Source organism: Acinetobacter sp. DL27, from assembly GCF_055810995.1.
Genome location: NZ_CM147947.1, coordinates 2,045,488 through 2,065,921, shown reverse-complemented (window position 1 = coordinate 2,065,921; position 20,434 = coordinate 2,045,488). Strand labels below are relative to the sequence as shown.

Here is a 20,434-nt window from a genome sequence, read left to right as displayed (position 1 = left end):
CAAATACTCACATAAAATAAATGAATCTAACATTCTGTGAGGCAGGGTGATGGACAATAAAAACAAGAAAGGACAAAAACAAGGGGGTAAAGCGATGCTCTATCAATACCACTGCGCATGTTGTGAAACAGTTGTCGCATCAACAGATAAAGATTGTCCAAACTGTGGATCACATAATATTCGAAGTCCTTTTGGATTTTGGATTTTCTGTATTGTTGCATGTCTCGCAGCAGCGATTATCGTTAAATCTGTACAAGTCTATTTGGCCGACCGAAACAGTGAACCCGCTGCGGTAACATCATTGTTTGATGTGTTGAATCATGAAAACAAACCCAAGTAGTGAGGTTCAATGACTTCACGACTGAACTGATGGGCTATTTTCCATCAGTTCAAATAAAAAAACCCGCATTAAGCGGGTTTCTTTTAGGATCAAACTTATAGACCAGCTGAAGCTTTAAGCGCTTCCACTTTGTCTGTTTTTTCCCACGTAAATGCTGTATCTGAACCTTCACGACCGAAGTGACCATAAGCAGCAGTTTGCTTATACATCGGTTGAATGAGGTCAAGCATACGAGTGATCCCGTATGGACGTAAGTCGAAGTGTTCACGGACTAATGCAATGATCAGCTCTTCAGATACTTTTGCTGTATTGAAGGTATTGATTGAAATAGACGTTGGCTCAGCCACACCAATGGCATAAGACACTTGAATTTCACATTTGTCTGCAAGACCCGCCGCTACGATGTTTTTCGCAACATAACGACCTGCGTAAGCAGCAGAACGGTCAACTTTAGATGGATCTTTACCAGAGAACGCACCACCACCGTGACGTGCCATACCACCGTAGGTGTCTACGATGATTTTACGACCTGTTAAACCACAGTCGCCCACTGGACCACCAATCACAAACATCCCTGTTGGGTTGATGTGGAATTTGGTGTCTGCATGGAACATTTCAGCAGGGATCACTTTTTTCACGATTTCTTCAATCACAGCTTCTTTTAAGTTGCTTTGAGAAATTTCAGGATCGTGCTGAGTAGATAATACGACTGCGTCTAAACGAACAGGCATGCCATTTTCATAAGCAAAAGTCACTTGGCTTTTTGCATCTGGGCGTAACCATGGTAAAGCGCCACTGCGACGTAGCTCAGCTTGCTTTTCCATTAAACGGTGTGCATATGAAATTGGAGCAGGCATAAGCACGTCAGTTTCACGGCTTGCATAACCAAACATTAAACCTTGGTCACCCGCACCTTGATCTTCAGGCTTTTGACGGTCAACACCTTGAGCAATCTCTGGTGACTGTTTACCAATCATATTGATCACGGCACATGTTGAACCATCAAAACCAAGGTCAGAATGGTGGTAACCAATGCCATTTACGGTTTGACGAACAATCGCTTCGAAGTCAACATTTGCAGTTGTTGTGATTTCACCTGCAAGTACTACCGCACCCGTTTTTACAAGCGTTTCACAAGCAACCCGCGCATATGGGTCTTCTTTTAAGATCGCATCCAAGATAGCATCACTGATTTGGTCAGCCATTTTATCTGGATGGCCTTCGCTTACAGATTCCGAGGTAAATACAGCGTACTCGCGCATAAGTCCTATCACAGTTAATTTAAAAGACGCAATATGGTACATCGACTTAGCCGTTTGAGCCAGTTCTACACGACCAAAATGACTGAATTTATTTCAATTCAACGACTTTTTATCTGATATAAGCATCTAAAAAATTGATATAGCGTTTATTTTTGGTTCGAAATGACAAAATAACGGGTTTTGGTTCAAAGTATACAGGTACCTATTATGAGAAGTTTTACTTTGGTTATATCTGAATACAAAACAATAGCTTGTGTGAGTTTTTTTTGGCTTGGGTGTTAAGTCGGTAAATAAAAATGCTCAAAATAAGTATCAGAAAATAATCGATAATCTGTAGTAATTCATGAGTAATTTAAAAAAGTGAATAAAATTCACCATGAATGTTTAATTGTATGTAAAAAATACAAATGTATCTTATGATGTGTTTGATACTCAAGGATAACGGTTTGTTCTGATTAGTGAATAGGGTGGCCGAGCTTTGTTTTTAAAAGTTGATGATTCTATCGTGTAGAATTTGACCCGGAGAAAAGCGAGAGAGACATTTCTGAGTGAAATTGTTGTGATTTTAGGCAATGCCCGCATTTATTAGACATTGATGATGAATAAATAGCGAAATATTGTCCATTAGGCTTTACCCATTCCTCTTTTTTTAAGACAATACACCTATCTTTGAATTCTATTCATCTTACTCTTTAAATCATTTGTTTGGACTCTGACCTATGACAACCCCGCTTAACGAACGTCGTATTGCAAACGCAATTCGTGTATTGGCAATGGATGCTGTGCAAAAAGCAAACTCTGGACATCCAGGTGCGCCAATGGGGATGGCTGATATCGCTGATGTGGTATGGCGTGAGTTTTTCAACCATAACCCGACTAACCCTCAATGGGCGAACCGTGACCGTTTTGTACTATCAAATGGTCATGGCTCTATGCTGCAATATGCGTTATTGCACCTTACGGGCTATGATTTATCAATTGAAGATTTAAAAGCATTCCGCCAACTGCACTCTAAAACGCCGGGTCACCCAGAATTAGGTTATGCACCAGGTATTGAAACTACGACTGGCCCACTTGGTCAGGGGATTGCAAACGCAGTTGGTTTTGCTCTAGCTGAAAAAACTTTAGCAGCGCAGTTCAACAAAGATGAGATGAGCGTTGTTGACCATTTCACTTACTGTTTCTTAGGTGATGGCTGTTTAATGGAAGGTGTTTCTCACGAAGCATGTTCACTTGCAGGTACTTTAGGTCTAGGTAAACTGATTGCTTACTATGACGACAACGGTATTTCGATTGATGGTGAAGTAGAAGGTTGGTTCTCTGACGATACAGAGCAACGTTTCTTGGCTTACGGTTGGCAAGTACTTAAAACTGATGGTCATGATGCAGATGCATTACGTGCTGCAACTTTGCAAGCAAAAGCTGAAACGAAAAAACCAACGATCATCATCTGTAAAACGATTATTGGTCTAGGTTCACCAAATAAGCAAGGTAAAGAAGACTGCCACGGTGCGCCGCTAGGTAATGACGAAATCGCATTAACACGTGAAGCATTGGGCTGGACTGAAGGTCCATTTGAAATTCCTGCTGACGTTTATGCAGCATGGGATGCAAAAGCAAAAGGGACAGCTTCTGAAGCTGCTTGGAATGAATTATTTGCTCAATATGCAGCAAAATATCCAACTGAAGCAGCTGAATTGAAACGTCGCCTTTCAGGTGAATTGCCAGCTGAATTCCTTGCTCAAGCAGATGCGTTTATTGCTGATACCAATGCAAAAGCTGAAACCATTGCTACACGTAAAGCAAGCCAAAATACACTGCAAGCTTTCGGTCCATTATTGCCTGAATTATTAGGCGGTTCTGCGGACTTAGCGGGTTCTAACTTAACACTTTGGAAAGGTTGCCAAGGCGTTCAAGACAATCCAGCAGGTAACTACGTACACTATGGCGTACGTGAGTTTGGTATGACTGCAATTGCAAACGGTGTTGCGCTTCACGGCGGTTTCATTCCTTACGTTGCAACATTCCTTATGTTTATGGAATATGCGCGTAATGCAGTACGTATGTCTGCATTGATGAAACAACGTGTAATCCATGTATATACACATGACTCAATTGGTTTGGGTGAAGATGGTCCAACGCACCAACCTGTAGAGCAAATTGCGTCTTTACGTGGTACACCAAACTTAAATACTTGGCGTCCATGTGACACAGTTGAAGCTGCTGTGTCTTGGAAATCTGCACTTGTACGTTCAGAAGGCCCAACTGCGTTGATCTTCTCGCGTCAAAACCTACCATTCCAAACACGTACAGATGCACAAATTGCAAATGTAGCGAAAGGTGGTTATGTATTGGCTGAAGAAAAAGGCGAATTAAAAGCGATTATTATTGCGACGGGTTCTGAAGTATCTTTAGCAATGGAAGCACATGCACAACTTGAAGGTGTGCGTGTCGTGTCTATGCCATGTGCTGAAGAATTTGTGAAGCAAGATGCAGCATACCGTGAAGCGGTTCTTCCATCAAACATTCGTGCACGTGTTGCTGTTGAAGCAGCACATGTAGACTACTGGTGGAAGTTTGTAGGTTTAGACGGTCGTGTAATTGGTATGACGACTTATGGTGAATCTGCCCCTGCGAAAGACTTATACCAATACTTCGGTATTACCACTGAAGCAGTTGTTGCTGCGGTAAAAGAATTGACGGCTTAATTTTTAAAATTAACTGTTTGAAGGACGCTCCAGTTTAGGGGCGTCTTTTATTTTGAATGGCGTATATAATATGCAAGCTGCTGCTGAAGTAGCTGCATAAATTTTAGGTGATGATATGAGCTTGTACGATCAAATTCATGATGAAGTTGTATTGATGGATGCGGGCGAACAGAAGTGGATTGGACCAGATCTACCTTTGGAGGCGATGGTTGCTGTTGAACTGTTATTGCAAGATTTAGCAGAAGATAAGCAAATTAAGATCCGTCGTAAAAACCATGAAAAGCAGACAGGTATGAAGTTGATTGATCGGATTCTGATTGAAAAACTATGATGGTTGTCACGTCTAAAAGAAGCCTTATTGAAGCGATTCAATAAGGCTTTTTCTTTGTGGTGATTTTAGCTTAAATATAAGCCTTAAAAAATAAATAGTACTTTGGGAACAAAATGGAAGTACTAAATATTCATATTGTGCCACTGACAGAAATCGATCAGTCGATCTGGACTACATTATGGCAAGCTTATCAGGCATTTTATCAGGTTGATTTATTGCAGATGATATCTAAAAACACGTGGCATAAGTTGACTGATTCTAAGCATGAGCATATATATGGTTTTGCCGCACTTATGGCCGGTCGGGTTGTAGGCATTGTGCATGTGATAGAGCATGATAGCTGTTGGACGTTAAAGCCTTACGTATACTTACAAGATCTATTTACACATGAGGACTATCGTGGGCTAGGTGTTGCAAGAGCTTTAATCGAACACGTCAAAATGTATACCGAAAAGCGAGCATGTGATCGGGTCTATTGGCTCACCCATCAGGATAATTTAGTCTCACAGCAAATCTATAATAAAGTCGTGAAGAAGACTGGTTTCATTCAATATCGGGCGTAGCTAAGTTGCTACATTTAAAAACAATTATATCGTTCTAAAGTTGCAACATATCGTTTTATCTTTATAGATGTATTCGTTGTAGAACTCTATAGACTAAGCAGTATTCCAATGTGAGATAAAAACATGAACTTTAAAGCTTTAACAATCGGTTTGGCTGTTGCAACTGCGACTACATTTGCTATGGCGAAACCTGTGGCATATCAAATTGACCCTACACATACAGCAACAGTTTTCACATGGAGCCACTTTGGTTTTTCAACTCCATCTGCTAACTTCAGCGACATTCAGGGTGTAATTAATGTTGATAATGCAAAACCTGCAAATTCATCGGTGAATGTAACGATTCCTTTATCTAGCTTAAACACCAACGTAAAAGCTTTAGATGAGCACTTGCAAGGCGGGGATTTCTTTGATGCAGCAAAATATCCAAAGATCACTTTCAAGAGTACAAAAGTACAAGCGGTTGGTGCAAACAAATACAAAATCACAGGTGATTTAACCATTAAAAATGTGACAAAGCCTGTCGTTTTAGATGCCGTGTTGAATAAGCAAGGTGAGCACCCAATGACCAAAGCACAGTCAATTGGTTTCAATGCAACCACTTCATTTGACCGTTCTGCTTTTGGTGTAGGCGCATACGTGCCAAACGTGGGTGATAAAATCACTGTGAATATCACCACTGAAGCATCAGTTCCACAGCCTAAAGCTGCTGCAAAATAAGCGATATCTACCAAAAAAGCACCTCATAGAGGTGCTTTTTTGTGGCTGCTGTGAACTTAAAATTTAGAGCAAAATACGCATTGAGCGGATTATGGCTGAATTATTAAACCAGTGCTTTTAAATACGCTGCCAAAACTTGTCCAGAGACATGTTCTAGGTGAGCTGCAAAGCGTTGGTTGTCTGCACGCAGTGCTGGAATGTTGATGTTCGCTTGACGAAGTTCAGCAGTATGCCCAATTAGCCATTTTTCTAAACCATCCGCTGCGACTTCGGGATGGAACTGTAAGCCTAGAATATTTTTGCCTACACGAAAAGCTTGGTTGGGATAATCTTCTGAGCTGGCCAACAGTTCAGCTTGAGCAGGAAGTTCAAAGGTGTCGCCATGCCAATGTAGCACTTCAGTTCCTACCAGTGCTTGTAGTGGGTTGTGTTCAACAGTATTGAGCTGTAACTGACTCCAGCCAATTTCTTTGCTATGACCTGCATATACTTTTGCACCGAGTGCATGTGCAATTAATTGTGCACCTAAGCAAATGCCTAAAGTGGGTAAATTCTTTTCTAAACGAACTTTGAGTAAGTCTATTTCTTTTTGTAAGAAAGGGTAGTCTTCAGTTTCATATACTCCAATCGGTCCACCTAAAATGACGGTTAAACCTGTGTAGTTTAACGCTTTAGCTAAGTCATCTTTGCCTGCTTCGAAATATCGTACCCGATAACCCAATTGATATAACACATCTTCCCATGCACCCAAATCTTCAAAAGCAAGATGCTGAATCGCGTAAATGGTATCGGGTAGTGTCGTCATAGCAGGCTCGTTCACAGGGGGGGGTAAAGGAGTGTAAAAATGTACAGGGAAATGCGCAGAAGTTGAAGGCAAAAAATCAGAAAATATTTAGAAAAAAACTATAAATTCAATCCAAGATTTTACTTGAGCTGTAGCATATTTTTAATCATCCATTTGCTTGAGCTTAAAATTTCTCGTTGTACATGTTCATCCGCCATGCTGCGCGCCATGACGATTGCACCGACCAGTTGACACAGTACCGCCCAAGCTTGTGTTTCACTGCCTAGATGTTGTGTAAAGAGTGCGTGACCACGAAGCATTTCCTGTTGAAAACACAGTTTTGTTGTTTCACTACTACGTGCTACCTCGGCTGCAAGAGAGGGAATAACACAGCCTTGATCTGGGCGTTGCACATGAGACAGCGCTAAATAACGTTCAATTTCGAAGTCAATCCACTCTTCGAGGTTGTCATGCGGATTGGCTTGCCATGCTTGAAAGCTGTGTTGCAACTCGGACTGGATCAGTGCTTCAAATAATTCATGTTTTGATGAAAAATGCGAATAAAAAGCACCGCTGGTCATTTGAGCCGCTTTCATAAAACCGTCGACACCAGTATTGGCAAAGCCTTGCTTCTTGGCCAGTTGAGCACTGATTTTAAGCAGTTCTTGACGTTTTTCTTCTTTATAGCCTGTTTTATAGCGCATAGGAGTTTCATCAAAATAAAATTGACTGACGCTAAAAACTATAACATAGTGATCGTTATGATAACGATCGTTATTTTATGAAGGGAGTGTATTTATGGATGAATTACAGCCAGAACAGCAGTTGCAAAAGACTGATGCTAAAAAGAAAGTCGCGTTAGTGATTGGCGCAGGAGATGCTACAGGGGGTGAAATTGCGAAACGGTTTGCACGTGGTGGATACATCACCTGCATGACGCGAAGAAATGCCGAAAAACTCCAGCCCTTAATTGCAGAGATAGAAGCTGAAGGTGGCCTTGCATATGGCTTTGCGTCGGATGCACGTAAAGAAGATCAAGTCATCGCTTTGGTAGAAGAAATTGAAGCCAATATTGGTGAAATCGATGTTTTAGTGTTTAACATTGGGGCGAATGTGCCATGTAGTATTTTAGAAGAAACTGCACGTAAGTATTTTAAAATTTGGGAGATGGCATGTTTCGGCGCGTTCTTGACAGGGCGTGAAGTGGCGAAGCGTATGCTCGTGCGTGAACATGGGAGCATTATTTTCACGGGTGCAACCGCAGGCATAAGAGGTGCAGCAAACTTTGCCGCTTTTGCAGGGGCGAAACATGCACTGCGTGCTTTAGCGCAAAGTATGGCACGTGAGCTTGGCCCGAAAAATATTCATGTGGCACACGTGGTGGTGGATGGGGCAATTGATACCGATTTTATTAAAGACACTTTTCCTGAGATGTACGCGCGCAAAGAACAGGATGGCATATTAAATCCCGTGCATATTGCAGAAAATTATTGGCATTTGTCGCAGCAACCGCGCGATGCATGGACGCATGAGTTAGATTTAAGACCTTGGATGGAAACGTGGTAAAAGGACAAAGCATGAAAAGCGTAGAATTTTATTTTGATTTGGGCAGCCCATATAGCTATTTGGCCTACTATCGTTTACTGCAAATAGCAGAGCAGCAAGAGATTCAGATTGTGTATAAGCCTATTTTATTAGGCGGGGTGTTTAAAGCAACAGGTAATCGTAGTCCGATAGAGATTCCTGTCAAAGGGGTTTATTCAATCTTAGATATGCAGCGCTGGGCGGAGTATTACCATATCCCAATGCAAATGAATCCGCATTTTCCAATGAACACTTTAACCCTAATGCGCATTTTGACAGGCGTTCAATTGTTGCATCTAGAAAAGTTTGAGCAAGTTTTAAAACTTTTATTCGATGCGATGTTTGGTACACCACAAAATCTGAATGAACCTACTGTCTTGGCAGAAGTGCTAGAACCAAGTGGCTTTTCTGTAGAAGATATTATGAGTATGGTTCAGTCGGATGTGGTGAAACAAAAACTGATCACTGAAACAGAACAGGCCATTCAACGTGGCATTTTCGGCGCACCGACATTCTTTGTGGGTGATGAAATGTATTGGGGCCAAGATCGCCTACATTTTGTAGAACAAGCGCTGAATAAAGCAAGCTAAAAAAACTAAATCAACATAACATGCTATTTAAGATCAGCCGTAAAATCACGGCTGATCTGCTTCAAATTAAAATAATCGTTTAGGCGTATGTTCCGTGTCTAGACTGACCATTTCATGTTCATCTTTTAAGTCTACACCTGAGTAGCCGAGTTTCTTAGAGCCACGCATCAAAGACATTAGTCGTTGTACTGCAACAGGAATGCTTAAGCCTGCAGGTCGAACATTTGAAATACAGTTGCGTTTAGCATCCAAAGTGCCTGAGGCTGCTTTCCATGTATAGTAAATGCCCATACTATCAGGTGAACTCAGACCGGGCCTTTCGCCAATCAGCATCACGAGCATAGTCGCCTGTAGGCACTCTGCAACTGGATCACCCAAAGCGACTCGGCTTCCAGTAGCAATCACCATCGGTGCAATGCTCCAGTGTTCCGCTTGCAGCTGCGGGATAAGGTGCTGAATAAAAGGCACTGCATTTTCTTCAATCGCCCGTGCAGATAGTCCATCACCAATCACAATGCAGACATCATAGTTTTGCGGGTTGCTGGCTTTAAAAACCTCTAAGCCATGTTGTGAAGCTGGACTTAACAGGCGACCTAAGTCAGGACGTTTTAAGTATTCTTGTTTGTTTTCAGTTTGACTGTGTACCGTCAGACTATCCAAACCTAGTGTATTAAAACTCGCAACTAAGTGTTCGACATCTAAAGCTTGATGTACCGCATCTTGTGCTTCCGCATGCGCCAGTTGAAATTTCAGCAGTTCATGGGTTGGGATGCTACAACCAGCACGACCAATGGCGATACGAGCATCGGTAAATTTCTTTAAATTTTCCCAAACATCCTGATGCTGTTCAGATTGATAGTTTTCTAGAGGAACAAGTGACATAAGTTGCTCCTTATATATGCAAAAGTTTTTCAAATTGTGGCGGGATATGTTCCGGCCAGAGAATGTGCTGCTGCTGTTGTTTAAAGATGCCTTGTTCCGCCAACCACAGATCAAACTCAGGTGCGGCTTTTAAGCCCAAAAGTTGCCTTAAATACAGCGCGTCATGAAACGATGTAGTTTGATAGTTCAGCATGACGTCATCCGAACCCGGAATGCCCATAATAAAGTTCAAACCTGCTGCACCGAATAGGGTGAGTAGTACATCCATGTCGTTTTGGTCGGCATCGGCATGGTTGGTATAGCAAATGTCGCAGCCCATAGGTAAGCCTAGGAGCTTGCCACAAAAATGGTCTTCCAAGCCTGCACGGATAATTTGTTTACCATTGTATAAATACTCTGGGCCAATAAACCCAACCACAGTATTTACCAGTAGTGGGTTAAATTTACGAGCCACAGCATAGGCACGGACTTCTAAGGTTTGTTGATCTACACCGTGATGTGCATTACTAGATAAAGCACTGCCTTGACCTGTTTCAAAATACATCACATTTTGTCCCACAGTCCCACGCTTGAGAGCCAGTGTTGCTTCATAGCCTTCACGTAATAATTCAAGGTTAATGCCGAAACCTTCATTGGCGCGCTGTGTGCCTGCAATCGATTGAAACATTAAATCAATCGGCACATTTTTCTCAGCCAGTTGAATCCCCGAACTGATATGCGTCAGTACACAAGACTGGGTTGGAATGTGATGCTCTTGGATCACATGATCGAGTAGTTTGAGCAGCTCCGATAAATTTTGTAGGTTATCGGTTGCAGGATTAATCCCAATGACGGCATCACCATTGCCATACATCAAGCCATCTAAAATACTGGCCGATATCCCCAAGAGATCATCAGTCGGATGATTCGGTTGTAAACGGGTTGAGAGATGACCTTTCAATCCGATGGTGTTGCGAAATTGGGTGATGACTTCACATTTACTTGCAACCAAGATGAGGTCTTGGTTGCGCATAATCTTACTCACCGCAGCCACCATTTCAGGGGTTAAACCGAGCGCAAGTTGTTGTAATTTCTGCGTAGTCGCATCTTCACTGAGTAGCCAGTTACGAAAGTCTCCTACGGTAAAATGTGAAATTGGTGCAAATAAATCACTACGGTGCTCATCGATAATCAGGCGGGTTATTTCATCCTGTTCATAGCTGATCAGCGCTTCAGTTAAAAACTGCTTCAATGGAACATCGGCCAATGCCATTTGTGCGGCAACACGTTCAGTGGCATTTTCCGCCGCAACACCTGCAAGTTGATCACCTGAGCGCAGCGGGGTTGCTTTTGCCATTAAAGTTTTTAAATCATTAAACACATAGTGCTGATGTCCAATCAACGTTTTATAAGCCATGTCATAGGTCCTTCTATAAGTCTTGTTCGGCCTTACGAATACTTTCAAACTCTTCTTCAGGTGTACCTTGAACGAGTCGATGGCGACTATGGAAAATAAAGTAGGCAATAAAGACCGCATAAATAGTGGCAGCCATAAACCAAACTTTAGGATCCACCACAAAACCAGCTATCACCGCAATACTGGCTAAAACCAAAGCAATCGATGAGGTGAGAATCCCACCTGGGGTTTTATAGGGACGATGTAATTCTGGACGGCTGATACGCAGTTTAATGTGAGAAAGCATCATCAAGACATAAGAAATGGTCGCACCAAATACCGCCATCAGGATAAGCAGATCACCTTCACCTGTCAGGGACAATAAAAAACCAATGATGCCGGGAATAATAATTGCTAAATAGGGCGCTTTGTTTTTATTGGTCAGTGATAACGAGGTCGGTAAATACCCCGCACGGGATAAGGCGAAAATTTGACGTGAATAGGCATAGATGATGGAGAAGAAACTCGCAATTAAACCTGCCAGACCGACAAAGTTAACAAAACTGCCTAACCAGCTGTTTTGACCATAGACGGCTACCAGTGCATCAACTAAGGGGGCGCCTGATTCTTTAAGCTGTTCTGCGCCAGCAGCACCAGCTCCTAAGAACAGAATAAGCAGGGCAAAAGCGGCCAAAATCAGCATTGAACCGATCAAACCACGTGGTAAGGATTTGGATGGATCTTTGGCTTCTTCTGCTGCCAGTGGTACACCTTCCACCGCTAAAAAGAACCAAATCGCATAGGGCACCGCAGCCCAAATGCCGATATAACCCATCGGTAGGAAGCTACTTGCTCCGATATTTTCAGTTGGTGCAATGTTAAATAAGTTGGCGCTATTAAAATGTGGTGCCATTGCGATGATAAAGACAAAAAGAGCTACGGCTGCAATGGCGGTAATGACAAACATGATCTTGAGGGCTTCACCTGCACCTTTGAGATGAATACCCATAAAAACCAGATAGCAGATGAGATAAATGATCCATCCACCGACACCAAATAAGGACTCGCAGTAGGCACCAATAAAGCATGCGATAGCCGCAGGGGCGATGGCATATTCAATTAAAATCGCCGTGCCTGTGAGATAGCCGCCAAATGGACCAAATGCGGTACGCGCAAAGCTATAGCCACCTCCCGCAGTGGGCAGCATGGTGGCCATTTCAGACATCGACAGGCACATGCATAAGTACATGATGGCTACGACAACCGTTGCGATAAACATACCGCCCCAGCCACCTTGAGCAAGACCGAAGTTCCAGCCAGCAAAGTCGCCTGAAATGACATAAGCCACGCCTAAACCGACTAATAGTAGCCAGCCTACAGCACCTTGTTTCAGTTGTCTTTTTTCAAAATAGTCGTCAGATGTGCTTACAGTTGAAGTAGAGAGCGGAGTCGTTGAGCTGCTAATGGGAGAGTCGGTCATGTGAAGCTCCATATCTTGAGTTTTTATAGATGGCTTGATGAATGCAATATTTATGCAATTTCAGTACCAAGCGACTAGACGTCCTGTCTAATGTTTATATGACACAGTTTTGAATTATTGTTTTGATGGTTGATGGTTGATGGTTGATGGTGTTCAGGGTAACGAATTACCCTAAACACATAGAGAACAGAATACGAATAAGCTAAGTGCTTAGAAGAAGCCCATAGGCTTGGTTGCATAGCTCACAAGTAAGTTTTTAGTTTGTTGGTAATGATCGAGCATCATTTTGTGGTTTTCACGGCCAATCCCTGACTTTTTATAACCACCGAAAGCGGCATGCGCAGGGTAGATATGGTAACAGTTGGTCCAAACTCGACCCGCTTGAATTGCACGACCTGCACGGTAAGACGTATGTGCTGAACGTGACCATACACCAGCGCCTAAACCATAAATAGTGTCGTTGGCAATTTTAATGGCATCGTCAAAGTCTTTGAATGTTGCCACTGAAAGTACAGGCCCAAAAATTTCTTCTTGGAAAATTTTCATGTCATTGGTGCCTTTGAAGATGGTTGGTTCAATATAGAAACCAGAACCTACTTCATTACGCTCACTACCGCCTGTCAGTACTTGTGCACCTTCACCGCGACCTGTTGCGATACAGCCCAAGATTTTCTCTTGTTGTTCCAGTGAAGCTTGTGCACCAATCATCGTTTCTGTATCGAGCGGGTGACCCGTTTTAATGCGTTTCACACGTTCAACTGCCATTTCAAGGAATTTATCTGCGATACTTTCTTGAACTAAAGCGCGTGATGGACACGTACAAATTTCACCTTGGTTAAGGGCAAACATGGCAAAACCTTCAAGGGCTTTGTCTAAGAACTCATCGTCTTGATCCATAATGTCTTCAAAGAAGATGTTTGGAGACTTACCACCTAATTCCAAAGTTACAGGAATCACGTTTTCAGTGGCATATTGCATGATCATTTGACCCACAGCTGTTGAGCCAGTGAATGCAATTTTAGCAATACGTGGATTGGTTGCGAGTGGACGACCCACTTCAACACCATAACCGTTGACGATGTTTAAAATACCAGGTGGTAGCAAGTCTTGAATGAGTTCAATTAAAACCAAAATGCTCGCAGGCGTCTGTTCAGCAGGTTTTAAAACAATACAGTTACCCGCAGCAAGTGCAGGAGCAATTTTCCATGTCGCCATCAAAATTGGGAAGTTCCATGGAATGATTTGCCCTACCACACCCAATGGTTCGTGGAAGTGATAGGCAATGGTATCTTCATCAATTTCAGAAATGCCACCTTCTTGTGCACGGATACAACCTGCGAAATAGCGGAAATGGTCAATGGCTAAAGGAATGTCCGCTGCGAGCGTTTCACGAATCGGTTTACCGTTGTCCCATGTTTCAGCCACAGCCAATTTTTCTAGATTTTGTTCTAGACGATCTGCAATTTTAAGGAGTAAATTTGAACGTGTAGTAGGAGAAGATTTGTTCCATTGTTCTTTGGCTTTATGCGCAGCATCAAGTGCAAGTTCGATGTCTTCGACAGATGAGCGAGGGACTTTTGTAAAAACTTTACCGTCGACAGGAGATATATTTTCAAAGTATTCACCTTTTACTGGAGCAACCCACTCGCCACCAATAAAGTTGTCATACTGTGCTTTAAATTCTACTTTAGAACCAGATTGGTTAGGGTCTACATAGCGCATATTGAAGTTCCTTTGCTTATTGATTTTTTAAAAGCATCTACAGCTTTGGTATAAGGTACATCTGTACAATATTTAAGTAGCATACCTAATATAAGGTTGGAAAAAGGTTGGAAGGAAGGAGGTTTACAAGCCTTTGACAAATGTTTACAACCAAGTAATACAGTGGACGTATATCAGGAATTGTTTTGAGAATAAGGAATGATGGCAATGCAACATTTAATACAGAAAAGACAAGAAATAGAAAAGCTTAGAACCAGTAGCAGTATTTCGACGGTACAAGCTGAACAATTGGGAAAAAGTATTGCAAGTTCATGGCAGCGCTCTAACTCCGCAGAAATTCCAAAAGATCGCTTTGCTGCACCCATTTCTGAAGGTTCTATGTCGCAAGGTTCAGCGCTACAACATGCTTTGAGTTATTGCGCAGATGAACTGAGACATATTGCACAGCAGTCTTCGATGGTGGTCGCTGTAGGCGATATTGGTAGTACGATTATTTGGAGTGCGTCCAGCAGACAAATGCGTAATGCGGCAGAAAGTGTACATTTTGTTGAAGGTGGGCAGTGGCGAGAGGAATTGGTGGGGACCAATGCATTGGCCTTATCCTTAAAAACACAACAGTCGAGTTGTGTCTTTTCAAATGAGCACTACATGAGCTCCATCCATGATTGGGTCTGTTATGCTGCACCAATCATCGACCCTTACTCAAAACACGTCCTTGGGGTAATTGATTTATCCACCACATGGAAAAATCATAATAGCCTTGGTCTACTCGCAGCAGAGCGCTGTGCATCTATCATCCAAACGGCACTGTTAGAATATCAGCGTCAACAGTTGTATATCCGTGCTTTTGGTGTGCCACAAGTACATTTCAATGGCAAAGTGATGGTCCTCACACCGCGACAAATTGAAATTTTGACCATCTTGGCGCTGTGCCCACAAGGTATGACTTTAGATACTTTGCATCAGGCCTTATATGGTGAGCGCAAGGTGAGTGTGGGAACACTTAAGGCCGAAATGTCACAATTGCGTGACTTGCTCGGTGGCATGTTGGGATCTCGTCCCTATCGGATTTTGGCGCATATTGAGGCCGATTTTTTACAAGCCGAGCAGGCCTTAGATGCTGCCTATATCGAGACCGCATTAAAACTTTGTTCAGGGGTTTTACTGCCTAAAACAGAAAGTCCATTTCTATGTGCATGGCGCGACTGCTTGGAGTCACGTTTAAGCAGTGCAATTTTTAAAGCCAATGAAACTGATATGTTGTTTAAACATGTTGCACGTTACCCAGAGGCAATTGATGCGGTTGAGCGACTCATTGAGCTGACACCGAATGGACATCCTGCGCATCAGCTACTTGAAAAGTATAAAATTTAAAAATTACGAATTGTGTTGGACGGGTGTATTACGTTAATTTTTGCTCGAGCCACTGGAACAGCTCAGCATAGACTTCGGCACGAACTTCAGGTGCTGAGAGGACTAAGTCGTGTAAACCATTTTGAATGGTCACGACACTGACGTCACCTTGTAAATTTTTGGCCTGCTTTTCAATGTCTTTAACATCTAAAATCACATCACTGGTTTGCGCGGCTGCGCCCCATTTCTTTGGGTTGAGCGTTTGATGTGAATGCATGATGAGTGCAGGGATAGAGAGCTTCAAACCACCACGATGAATTTCTTTCTGTGCTTCATGAATTGCACGTACAAAGCTGATTCGAACCATAGAATAGCTTGGTTGTTTCCACTCCAAATCAAAGTTCCATTCACCATGCTCGTTTTGATGTAGGCTCGATACATACCATTTATTCAGTTCGCTTGGAAATTTGAGGTCAGGAAAACGCTTTGCGAGTCGGCTGAGCTGCGGCACGCCAAGTTTGCGCTTAATGGGATGCATATTAAAATCATAAAAAGGGCTATTGGCCCACAGTGCTTTGATCAGTGGATGCTTAGGATTGTTTGCAGCGTATAAAGTCGTGATTAAGCCTCCAGTAGAGTGTCCTGCAAGTAGCACCGCAGTATGGCCTTCATTGCCAATGATCTCTAAGGCTTGGGTAATTTCAGCATCGTATTCGCTTAAATCATGGACGTTGTAGTATTTTTGATGACTTAAATAAGAGCGCCCGTATTTACGTAAATCCAGCGCATAAAAATCATAACCATGCTGATTAAATTGTTCAGCCATTTCGGTTTGGAAAAAGTAGTCAATAAAGCCGTGGATATACAACACAGCTTTTTGAGTATTTTGTGAGGCTTTTTTGCGCACGAGGGTTGCGCAGACTGCACCTTCATAATCGTCTGGAAAACTGAGTTTTAATTGTTCATAGCCTTCGCCGAGGACATCGGGTGTATACGCAAGATGAGTTTGATTTGCTGACATAATTTGCTCTGGTTGTTATTGTCATGAGTTTTCTTATCCTTGATGAAGTGCAAAACTTTGTCAACCACAAATAAAAAAGACAATTTAAGTGCACAGGTAAGCAAGGATTAGGCTTACCTGAATGAAACAGTATGGACGTCTGTTTCATTCCACTTAAATTGTCAAAGCAAACTAAAAGTTAAGGAGAGAACTTAGACCGCTGCTTTAAAATCGACCACTGAAGCACCTGATTTGAGTGCAGCTTTGAAGATGTCGACCACTTGAGCATGGTTTGCTTTACGTGGGTTAGTCAGCATGCAGGCATCCTTTTGCGCATTTTCAGACATAACACCCAAATCTTGCTCTTTCACACCCAGTTCAGATAAGCTCGATGGAATACCAATCGATGCAGATAGTTCACGAATCGCGTCAATGGCAGCATATCCAGCTTCTGTCACAGTTAAACCTGTGATGTTAACTCCCATCAGTTCAGCAATTCGTGCATAACGGTCAGGGCAAGCAATTAAGTTGAATTCACAGACGTGTGGAAGTAGGACTGCATTACATACGCCGTGAGGTAGGTTATAGAAGCCACCGAGTTGGTGAGCCATAGCATGGACATAACCTAGAGATGCATTGTTAAATGCCATACCTGCTAAATATTGTGCATAACTCATGGCATCACGCGCTTCTAAATTTTCACCGTTCGCAACTGCTGGACTTAACCATTCGCTAATCATTGAAATGGCTTTTTCAGCACAGGCATCAGTGATTGGGTTTGCTGCTGTTGAAACATAAGCTTCTATTGCATGGGTTAATGCATCCATACCCGTTGCTGCCGTTAAACTTGCAGGTTTTGCAATCATTAGTTTAGGGTCATCAATTGCAATCAGTGGAGTGCAGCGCCAGTCTACAATCGCCATTTTTACGTGCGTATCTGTATTGGTAATAATACAGAAACGTGTCATTTCTGATGCTGTACCTGCCGTGGTGTTGATTGCAATAAGAGGGGTCATTGGAACGGTACTTTTATCGATTCCCTCGTAGTCACGAATATGGCCACCACCTGCAGTAACGAGCCCAATACCTTTAGCGCAGTCATGCGAAGAACCACCACCTAAGGAGACAATAAAGTCACAACCTTGTTCGTTATACGCAGTCACGCCGTTGTGGACATTGATGTCAGTTGGGTTCGGTTCTGCACCTGGGAAGATGTGGCTATCAACACCTGCATCTTTGAGATATCCTGCAATGGTGTCGGCTACGCCAAATTTAAATAAACCTGCATCGGTTACAATCAGTGCTTTCTTTGCACCGAGGTTTTGTGCTTTACCACCAATTTCTTTGGCACAGCCTGGGCCAAAAAGTGAAACACAAGGGATATAAAAACCGTTGGTTTGATCTGCAATATTTTTAAAAGCCATGGTGCGATTCCTTCTACCATTATTTATGTTGTTATCGGTGCTCATTACCGTTTTTAGAGTATTGAATGATTCAAAAAACTTGTGTACCTACCAAATACCTACCATGAGTAAGGGAATGAGGAGAAATGGCTTCACCGAACAGAATAGCTATCGATAAAAGGCATAGCCTGTGGTTCAGGATTTGTTTATATTGGTTTTGAGGTTGTGGTGAAAATAGCCAAATTCAAAGAGGGCCAGCCGTGGAGCAAAACGATAAGCTTAAGCAATATCAAAGTCTTGCTATACAGTTAAGACAAGTTGTTTCAAGTATTCAGCAGCTTTATCACGAGCAGTCCGCTTTTCTTTCCACACTCAATGTACAAAACGTTTTAAGTGTTGACGTAAAACAACAACGGATTCAAATTTTAAATCATTGTTTTCATATTCAGTTTTATGCGCCAGCTGAACAGGCGGAGTTGTGTCTCCCGCAGTTTATCTATCAAGGACACTATGCAGAAGCACTCGAAGAGTTTTGTTTACACGACATTGTGTTTTTAGTGGGCGATCAATCCCCACAACATTCTTTGTATTTGCGCAATAAAGTTAAACAGCTGCGTCAGCTGATTCTACAACAGGTGTTTGTTTTACTCGATGGGCCGAGTCGCGTGCACACGATTTTGACTGAAATACGAGAAACGCAATCAGAACTCTTTCAACAGCTGTGCCAGCAAGTTGAATTAAATGCAGATGATCCAACCTCTGAGCGAAATCTGCTGTCCGAGTTGCAGTGCTTATGCTGCTTAGATGCAGATCAGGTGGAAGATATTTTACCCTTACAGTCGTTGATGAATAGTTATGATGAGCTGTGTTACAGTGCCAATCAATTATTAGATCCATATGTTTATCGGATTGTACAAACGGCATTTCCTGAACGGTTTTCTTTACAAGAGTTGATGGATCATACGCACGACATTCACTTGTTATATCCGCATGCTAAAGAGCAGTCCCATCTGCTTGGCTTTGTGCGGCTTATGCATCGGGATCTTTGGACATCGCGTGATTTGTTGGCAAAGCGGCATTTTTTAAAAGCTGAAACTAAGACATGGCAAAAGAAGGTCGCCAAACTCCCTATTTTTGATGAAAGCCGTACCATAAATTGGTTATTCAAGCAAAAAGCGGTGGTGACAGACTGGGTTAGTCAAAATATTCAACACAGTAGTATACGCGTTGCTGTAACAGCTTTGAGTTATCTCGATACACAGTCTTATCATCCTGAAATTATTGTCACGACTTTAAAGTACTTCCAACATGTAGCGGCTCGCTTATTTATACAAAGTTGCTATGAACATGCCTTACAACAGCATTGGTTTGAGCTGGAGGCCAACCAGCATGTGGTCTTAAAAAATAGACGCCAAGATATGGATGATCAGCGTATAGCGATCAGCCCATCTATTTTATATTTAGATGAATGGCTCGAACTGCTGCACCGTGTGGTCGAACAACAACCTGAATGGGGGAAACGGGTCTACACAAAATTGAGTCGTGTAATGCAGGCCTATATTCAGCATCTAGATAAAATTGCGCAGAAACTTCCTGAAGACTTAGTGGTTTATTTTAGCGAAGACAAGCAACAACACCGTGATTTTTATCTTCAGTTAAAGCAACATAAATTGCATATTGAAAGCTTTCGACAGTTGTTTTATTTAAATCGGCCTCCTTTACGAGTTTCGGTGTTTGATGCTTATGTGCGAGATTATTTGCCAGAACATTTTGAGACGCAAAAGGAGGTTTTAAAAAATGTTACATGGAAGAGCCTGTTTCATCAGGCCGTGCAGTGGCATGATCAATTGCATAGCCAAGAGCTATTCGCTGAACTGAAACGAAAGCTTGGTTGTGTCTCATGGCAACCGATCAGCCATGAAGCTTATTATTTTATTGAGAGTTGGGTGCTTGAGGAGCTCAAAGATATTGATCGCATCATTGCTGAATCACGTCGCTTTCAACATTGTTTAGCAGCCAGTTTTGCTGAGCGAATCATTGTACGTGAATATGCTGCATTTCATATGAGTCATACCGACGCACAGCGGCACTTGACGCTCGGTTGTCACTATATAGCAGGACAGCTGTTATTTGATCAGCTTGAATATCCAAATAACCAAAAAGCACTACCCGATGATGTTGTCGTCGCTGAACAATTCATTGCCATGCTGAATCAAACCGAATAACCAAACCCTTAAAAATTAAACAACAATGGACCTAATTTGTCGCACATCATTTACTGTGTGACGAGATCTGCTTAACTTTTTAGCAAAAACTCGGTAGGCTATAGCCGTTCAT

At 42.4% G+C, this 20,434-nt stretch carries 18 protein-coding genes; 9 read left to right on the top strand and 9 right to left on the bottom strand.

Annotated features, from left to right (window positions below):
* The first annotated feature begins 94 nt into the window (after positions 1 to 94).
* The gene (locus AC0KVP_RS10040) at positions 95 to 340 is read left to right on the top strand and encodes a hypothetical protein (protein WP_026056381.1); all 246 of its coding nucleotides are present in this window, start codon (positions 95 to 97) and stop codon (positions 338 to 340) included.
* A gap of 95 nt (positions 341 to 435) precedes the next feature.
* On the opposite strand, the gene metK is transcribed toward AC0KVP_RS10040, so the two are convergent.
* The gene (gene metK / locus AC0KVP_RS10035; protein WP_004984924.1) at positions 436 to 1,602 is read right to left on the bottom strand and encodes a methionine adenosyltransferase; all 1,167 of its coding nucleotides are present in this window, start codon (positions 1,600 to 1,602) and stop codon (positions 436 to 438) included.
* A gap of 719 nt (positions 1,603 to 2,321) precedes the next feature.
* Here metK and tkt point away from each other — a divergent pair.
* From tkt to AC0KVP_RS10015, 4 genes are all read left to right on the top strand, one after another.
* Positions 2,322 to 4,310, top strand: coding sequence for a transketolase (gene tkt / locus AC0KVP_RS10030; RefSeq protein ID WP_473336417.1), 1,989 nt, complete (start codon positions 2,322 to 2,324; stop codon positions 4,308 to 4,310).
* A 115-nt stretch (positions 4,311 to 4,425) separates the two neighbouring features.
* Entirely contained in the window at positions 4,426 to 4,641 is a 216-nt protein-coding gene (locus tag AC0KVP_RS10025) for a hypothetical protein (RefSeq protein ID WP_004696769.1), read from the top strand.
* A 113-nt stretch (positions 4,642 to 4,754) separates the two neighbouring features.
* Positions 4,755 to 5,204, top strand: coding sequence for a GNAT family N-acetyltransferase (locus AC0KVP_RS10020; protein WP_473336415.1), 450 nt, complete (start codon positions 4,755 to 4,757; stop codon positions 5,202 to 5,204).
* A gap of 123 nt (positions 5,205 to 5,327) precedes the next feature.
* Positions 5,328 to 5,924 (top strand): YceI family protein, encoded by a 597-nt coding sequence (locus tag AC0KVP_RS10015; protein ID WP_114837831.1) that lies wholly within the window; start codon positions 5,328 to 5,330, stop codon positions 5,922 to 5,924.
* 103 nt (positions 5,925 to 6,027) lie between these two features.
* Here AC0KVP_RS10015 and AC0KVP_RS10010 read toward each other — a convergent pair whose 3' ends face one another.
* Both AC0KVP_RS10010 and AC0KVP_RS10005 read right to left on the bottom strand, forming a co-directional pair.
* Positions 6,028 to 6,729 carry a glutamine amidotransferase gene (locus AC0KVP_RS10010; RefSeq protein ID WP_473336413.1) on the bottom strand — a complete coding sequence of 234 codons (702 nt, stop codon included), beginning with the start codon at positions 6,727 to 6,729 and terminating at the stop codon, positions 6,028 to 6,030.
* 119 nt (positions 6,730 to 6,848) lie between these two features.
* Positions 6,849 to 7,412, bottom strand: a complete 564-nt coding sequence (locus AC0KVP_RS10005; RefSeq protein ID WP_279690011.1) for a TetR/AcrR family transcriptional regulator — start codon at positions 7,410 to 7,412, stop codon at positions 6,849 to 6,851.
* Between the two features lie 94 nt (positions 7,413 to 7,506).
* Here AC0KVP_RS10005 and AC0KVP_RS10000 point away from each other — a divergent pair, with 94 nt between their 5' ends.
* Both AC0KVP_RS10000 and AC0KVP_RS09995 read left to right on the top strand, forming a co-directional pair.
* Positions 7,507 to 8,274, top strand: coding sequence for an SDR family oxidoreductase (locus AC0KVP_RS10000; protein WP_279043780.1), 768 nt, complete (start codon positions 7,507 to 7,509; stop codon positions 8,272 to 8,274).
* 11 nt (positions 8,275 to 8,285) lie between these two features.
* Entirely contained in the window at positions 8,286 to 8,882 is a 597-nt protein-coding gene (locus AC0KVP_RS09995) for a 2-hydroxychromene-2-carboxylate isomerase (protein ID WP_279043781.1), read from the top strand.
* Positions 8,883 to 8,948: 66 nt separating this feature from the next.
* On the opposite strand, the gene eutC is transcribed toward AC0KVP_RS09995, so the two are convergent.
* The 4 genes from eutC to exaC form a co-directional block, all read right to left on the bottom strand.
* Positions 8,949 to 9,764, bottom strand: coding sequence for an ethanolamine ammonia-lyase subunit EutC (gene eutC, locus AC0KVP_RS09990; RefSeq protein ID WP_473336410.1), 816 nt, complete (start codon positions 9,762 to 9,764; stop codon positions 8,949 to 8,951).
* 10 nt (positions 9,765 to 9,774) lie between these two features.
* Positions 9,775 to 11,160, bottom strand: coding sequence for an ethanolamine ammonia-lyase subunit EutB (locus AC0KVP_RS09985; protein WP_010326876.1), 1,386 nt, complete (start codon positions 11,158 to 11,160; stop codon positions 9,775 to 9,777).
* Positions 11,161 to 11,173: 13 nt separating this feature from the next.
* A complete protein-coding gene (gene eat / locus AC0KVP_RS09980; protein WP_473336408.1) occupies positions 11,174 to 12,619 on the bottom strand; it encodes an ethanolamine permease in 1,446 nt (481 codons plus the stop codon).
* Between the two features lie 210 nt (positions 12,620 to 12,829).
* Positions 12,830 to 14,341 carry an acetaldehyde dehydrogenase ExaC gene (gene exaC / locus AC0KVP_RS09975; protein ID WP_005401131.1) on the bottom strand — a complete coding sequence of 504 codons (1,512 nt, stop codon included), beginning with the start codon at positions 14,339 to 14,341 and terminating at the stop codon, positions 12,830 to 12,832.
* A gap of 198 nt (positions 14,342 to 14,539) precedes the next feature.
* On the opposite strand from exaC, the gene AC0KVP_RS09970 reads away from it, so the two are divergent.
* Positions 14,540 to 15,715, top strand: coding sequence for a helix-turn-helix domain-containing protein (locus AC0KVP_RS09970; protein WP_005401132.1), 1,176 nt, complete (start codon positions 14,540 to 14,542; stop codon positions 15,713 to 15,715).
* Positions 15,716 to 15,743: 28 nt separating this feature from the next.
* Here the strand turns inward: AC0KVP_RS09970 and AC0KVP_RS09965 are convergent, their stop codons facing one another.
* Both AC0KVP_RS09965 and mdh read right to left on the bottom strand, forming a co-directional pair.
* Positions 15,744 to 16,715 carry an alpha/beta hydrolase gene (locus AC0KVP_RS09965; RefSeq protein ID WP_473336406.1) on the bottom strand — a complete coding sequence of 324 codons (972 nt, stop codon included), beginning with the start codon at positions 16,713 to 16,715 and terminating at the stop codon, positions 15,744 to 15,746.
* A 191-nt stretch (positions 16,716 to 16,906) separates the two neighbouring features.
* Positions 16,907 to 18,118 carry an iron-dependent methanol dehydrogenase gene (gene mdh, locus AC0KVP_RS09960; protein ID WP_473336404.1) on the bottom strand — a complete coding sequence of 404 codons (1,212 nt, stop codon included), beginning with the start codon at positions 18,116 to 18,118 and terminating at the stop codon, positions 16,907 to 16,909.
* 239 nt (positions 18,119 to 18,357) lie between these two features.
* On the opposite strand from mdh, the gene AC0KVP_RS09955 reads away from it, so the two are divergent.
* Entirely contained in the window at positions 18,358 to 20,322 is a 1,965-nt protein-coding gene (locus AC0KVP_RS09955) for a hypothetical protein (protein WP_473336402.1), read from the top strand.
* The last annotated feature ends 112 nt before the right edge of the window (positions 20,323 to 20,434 follow it).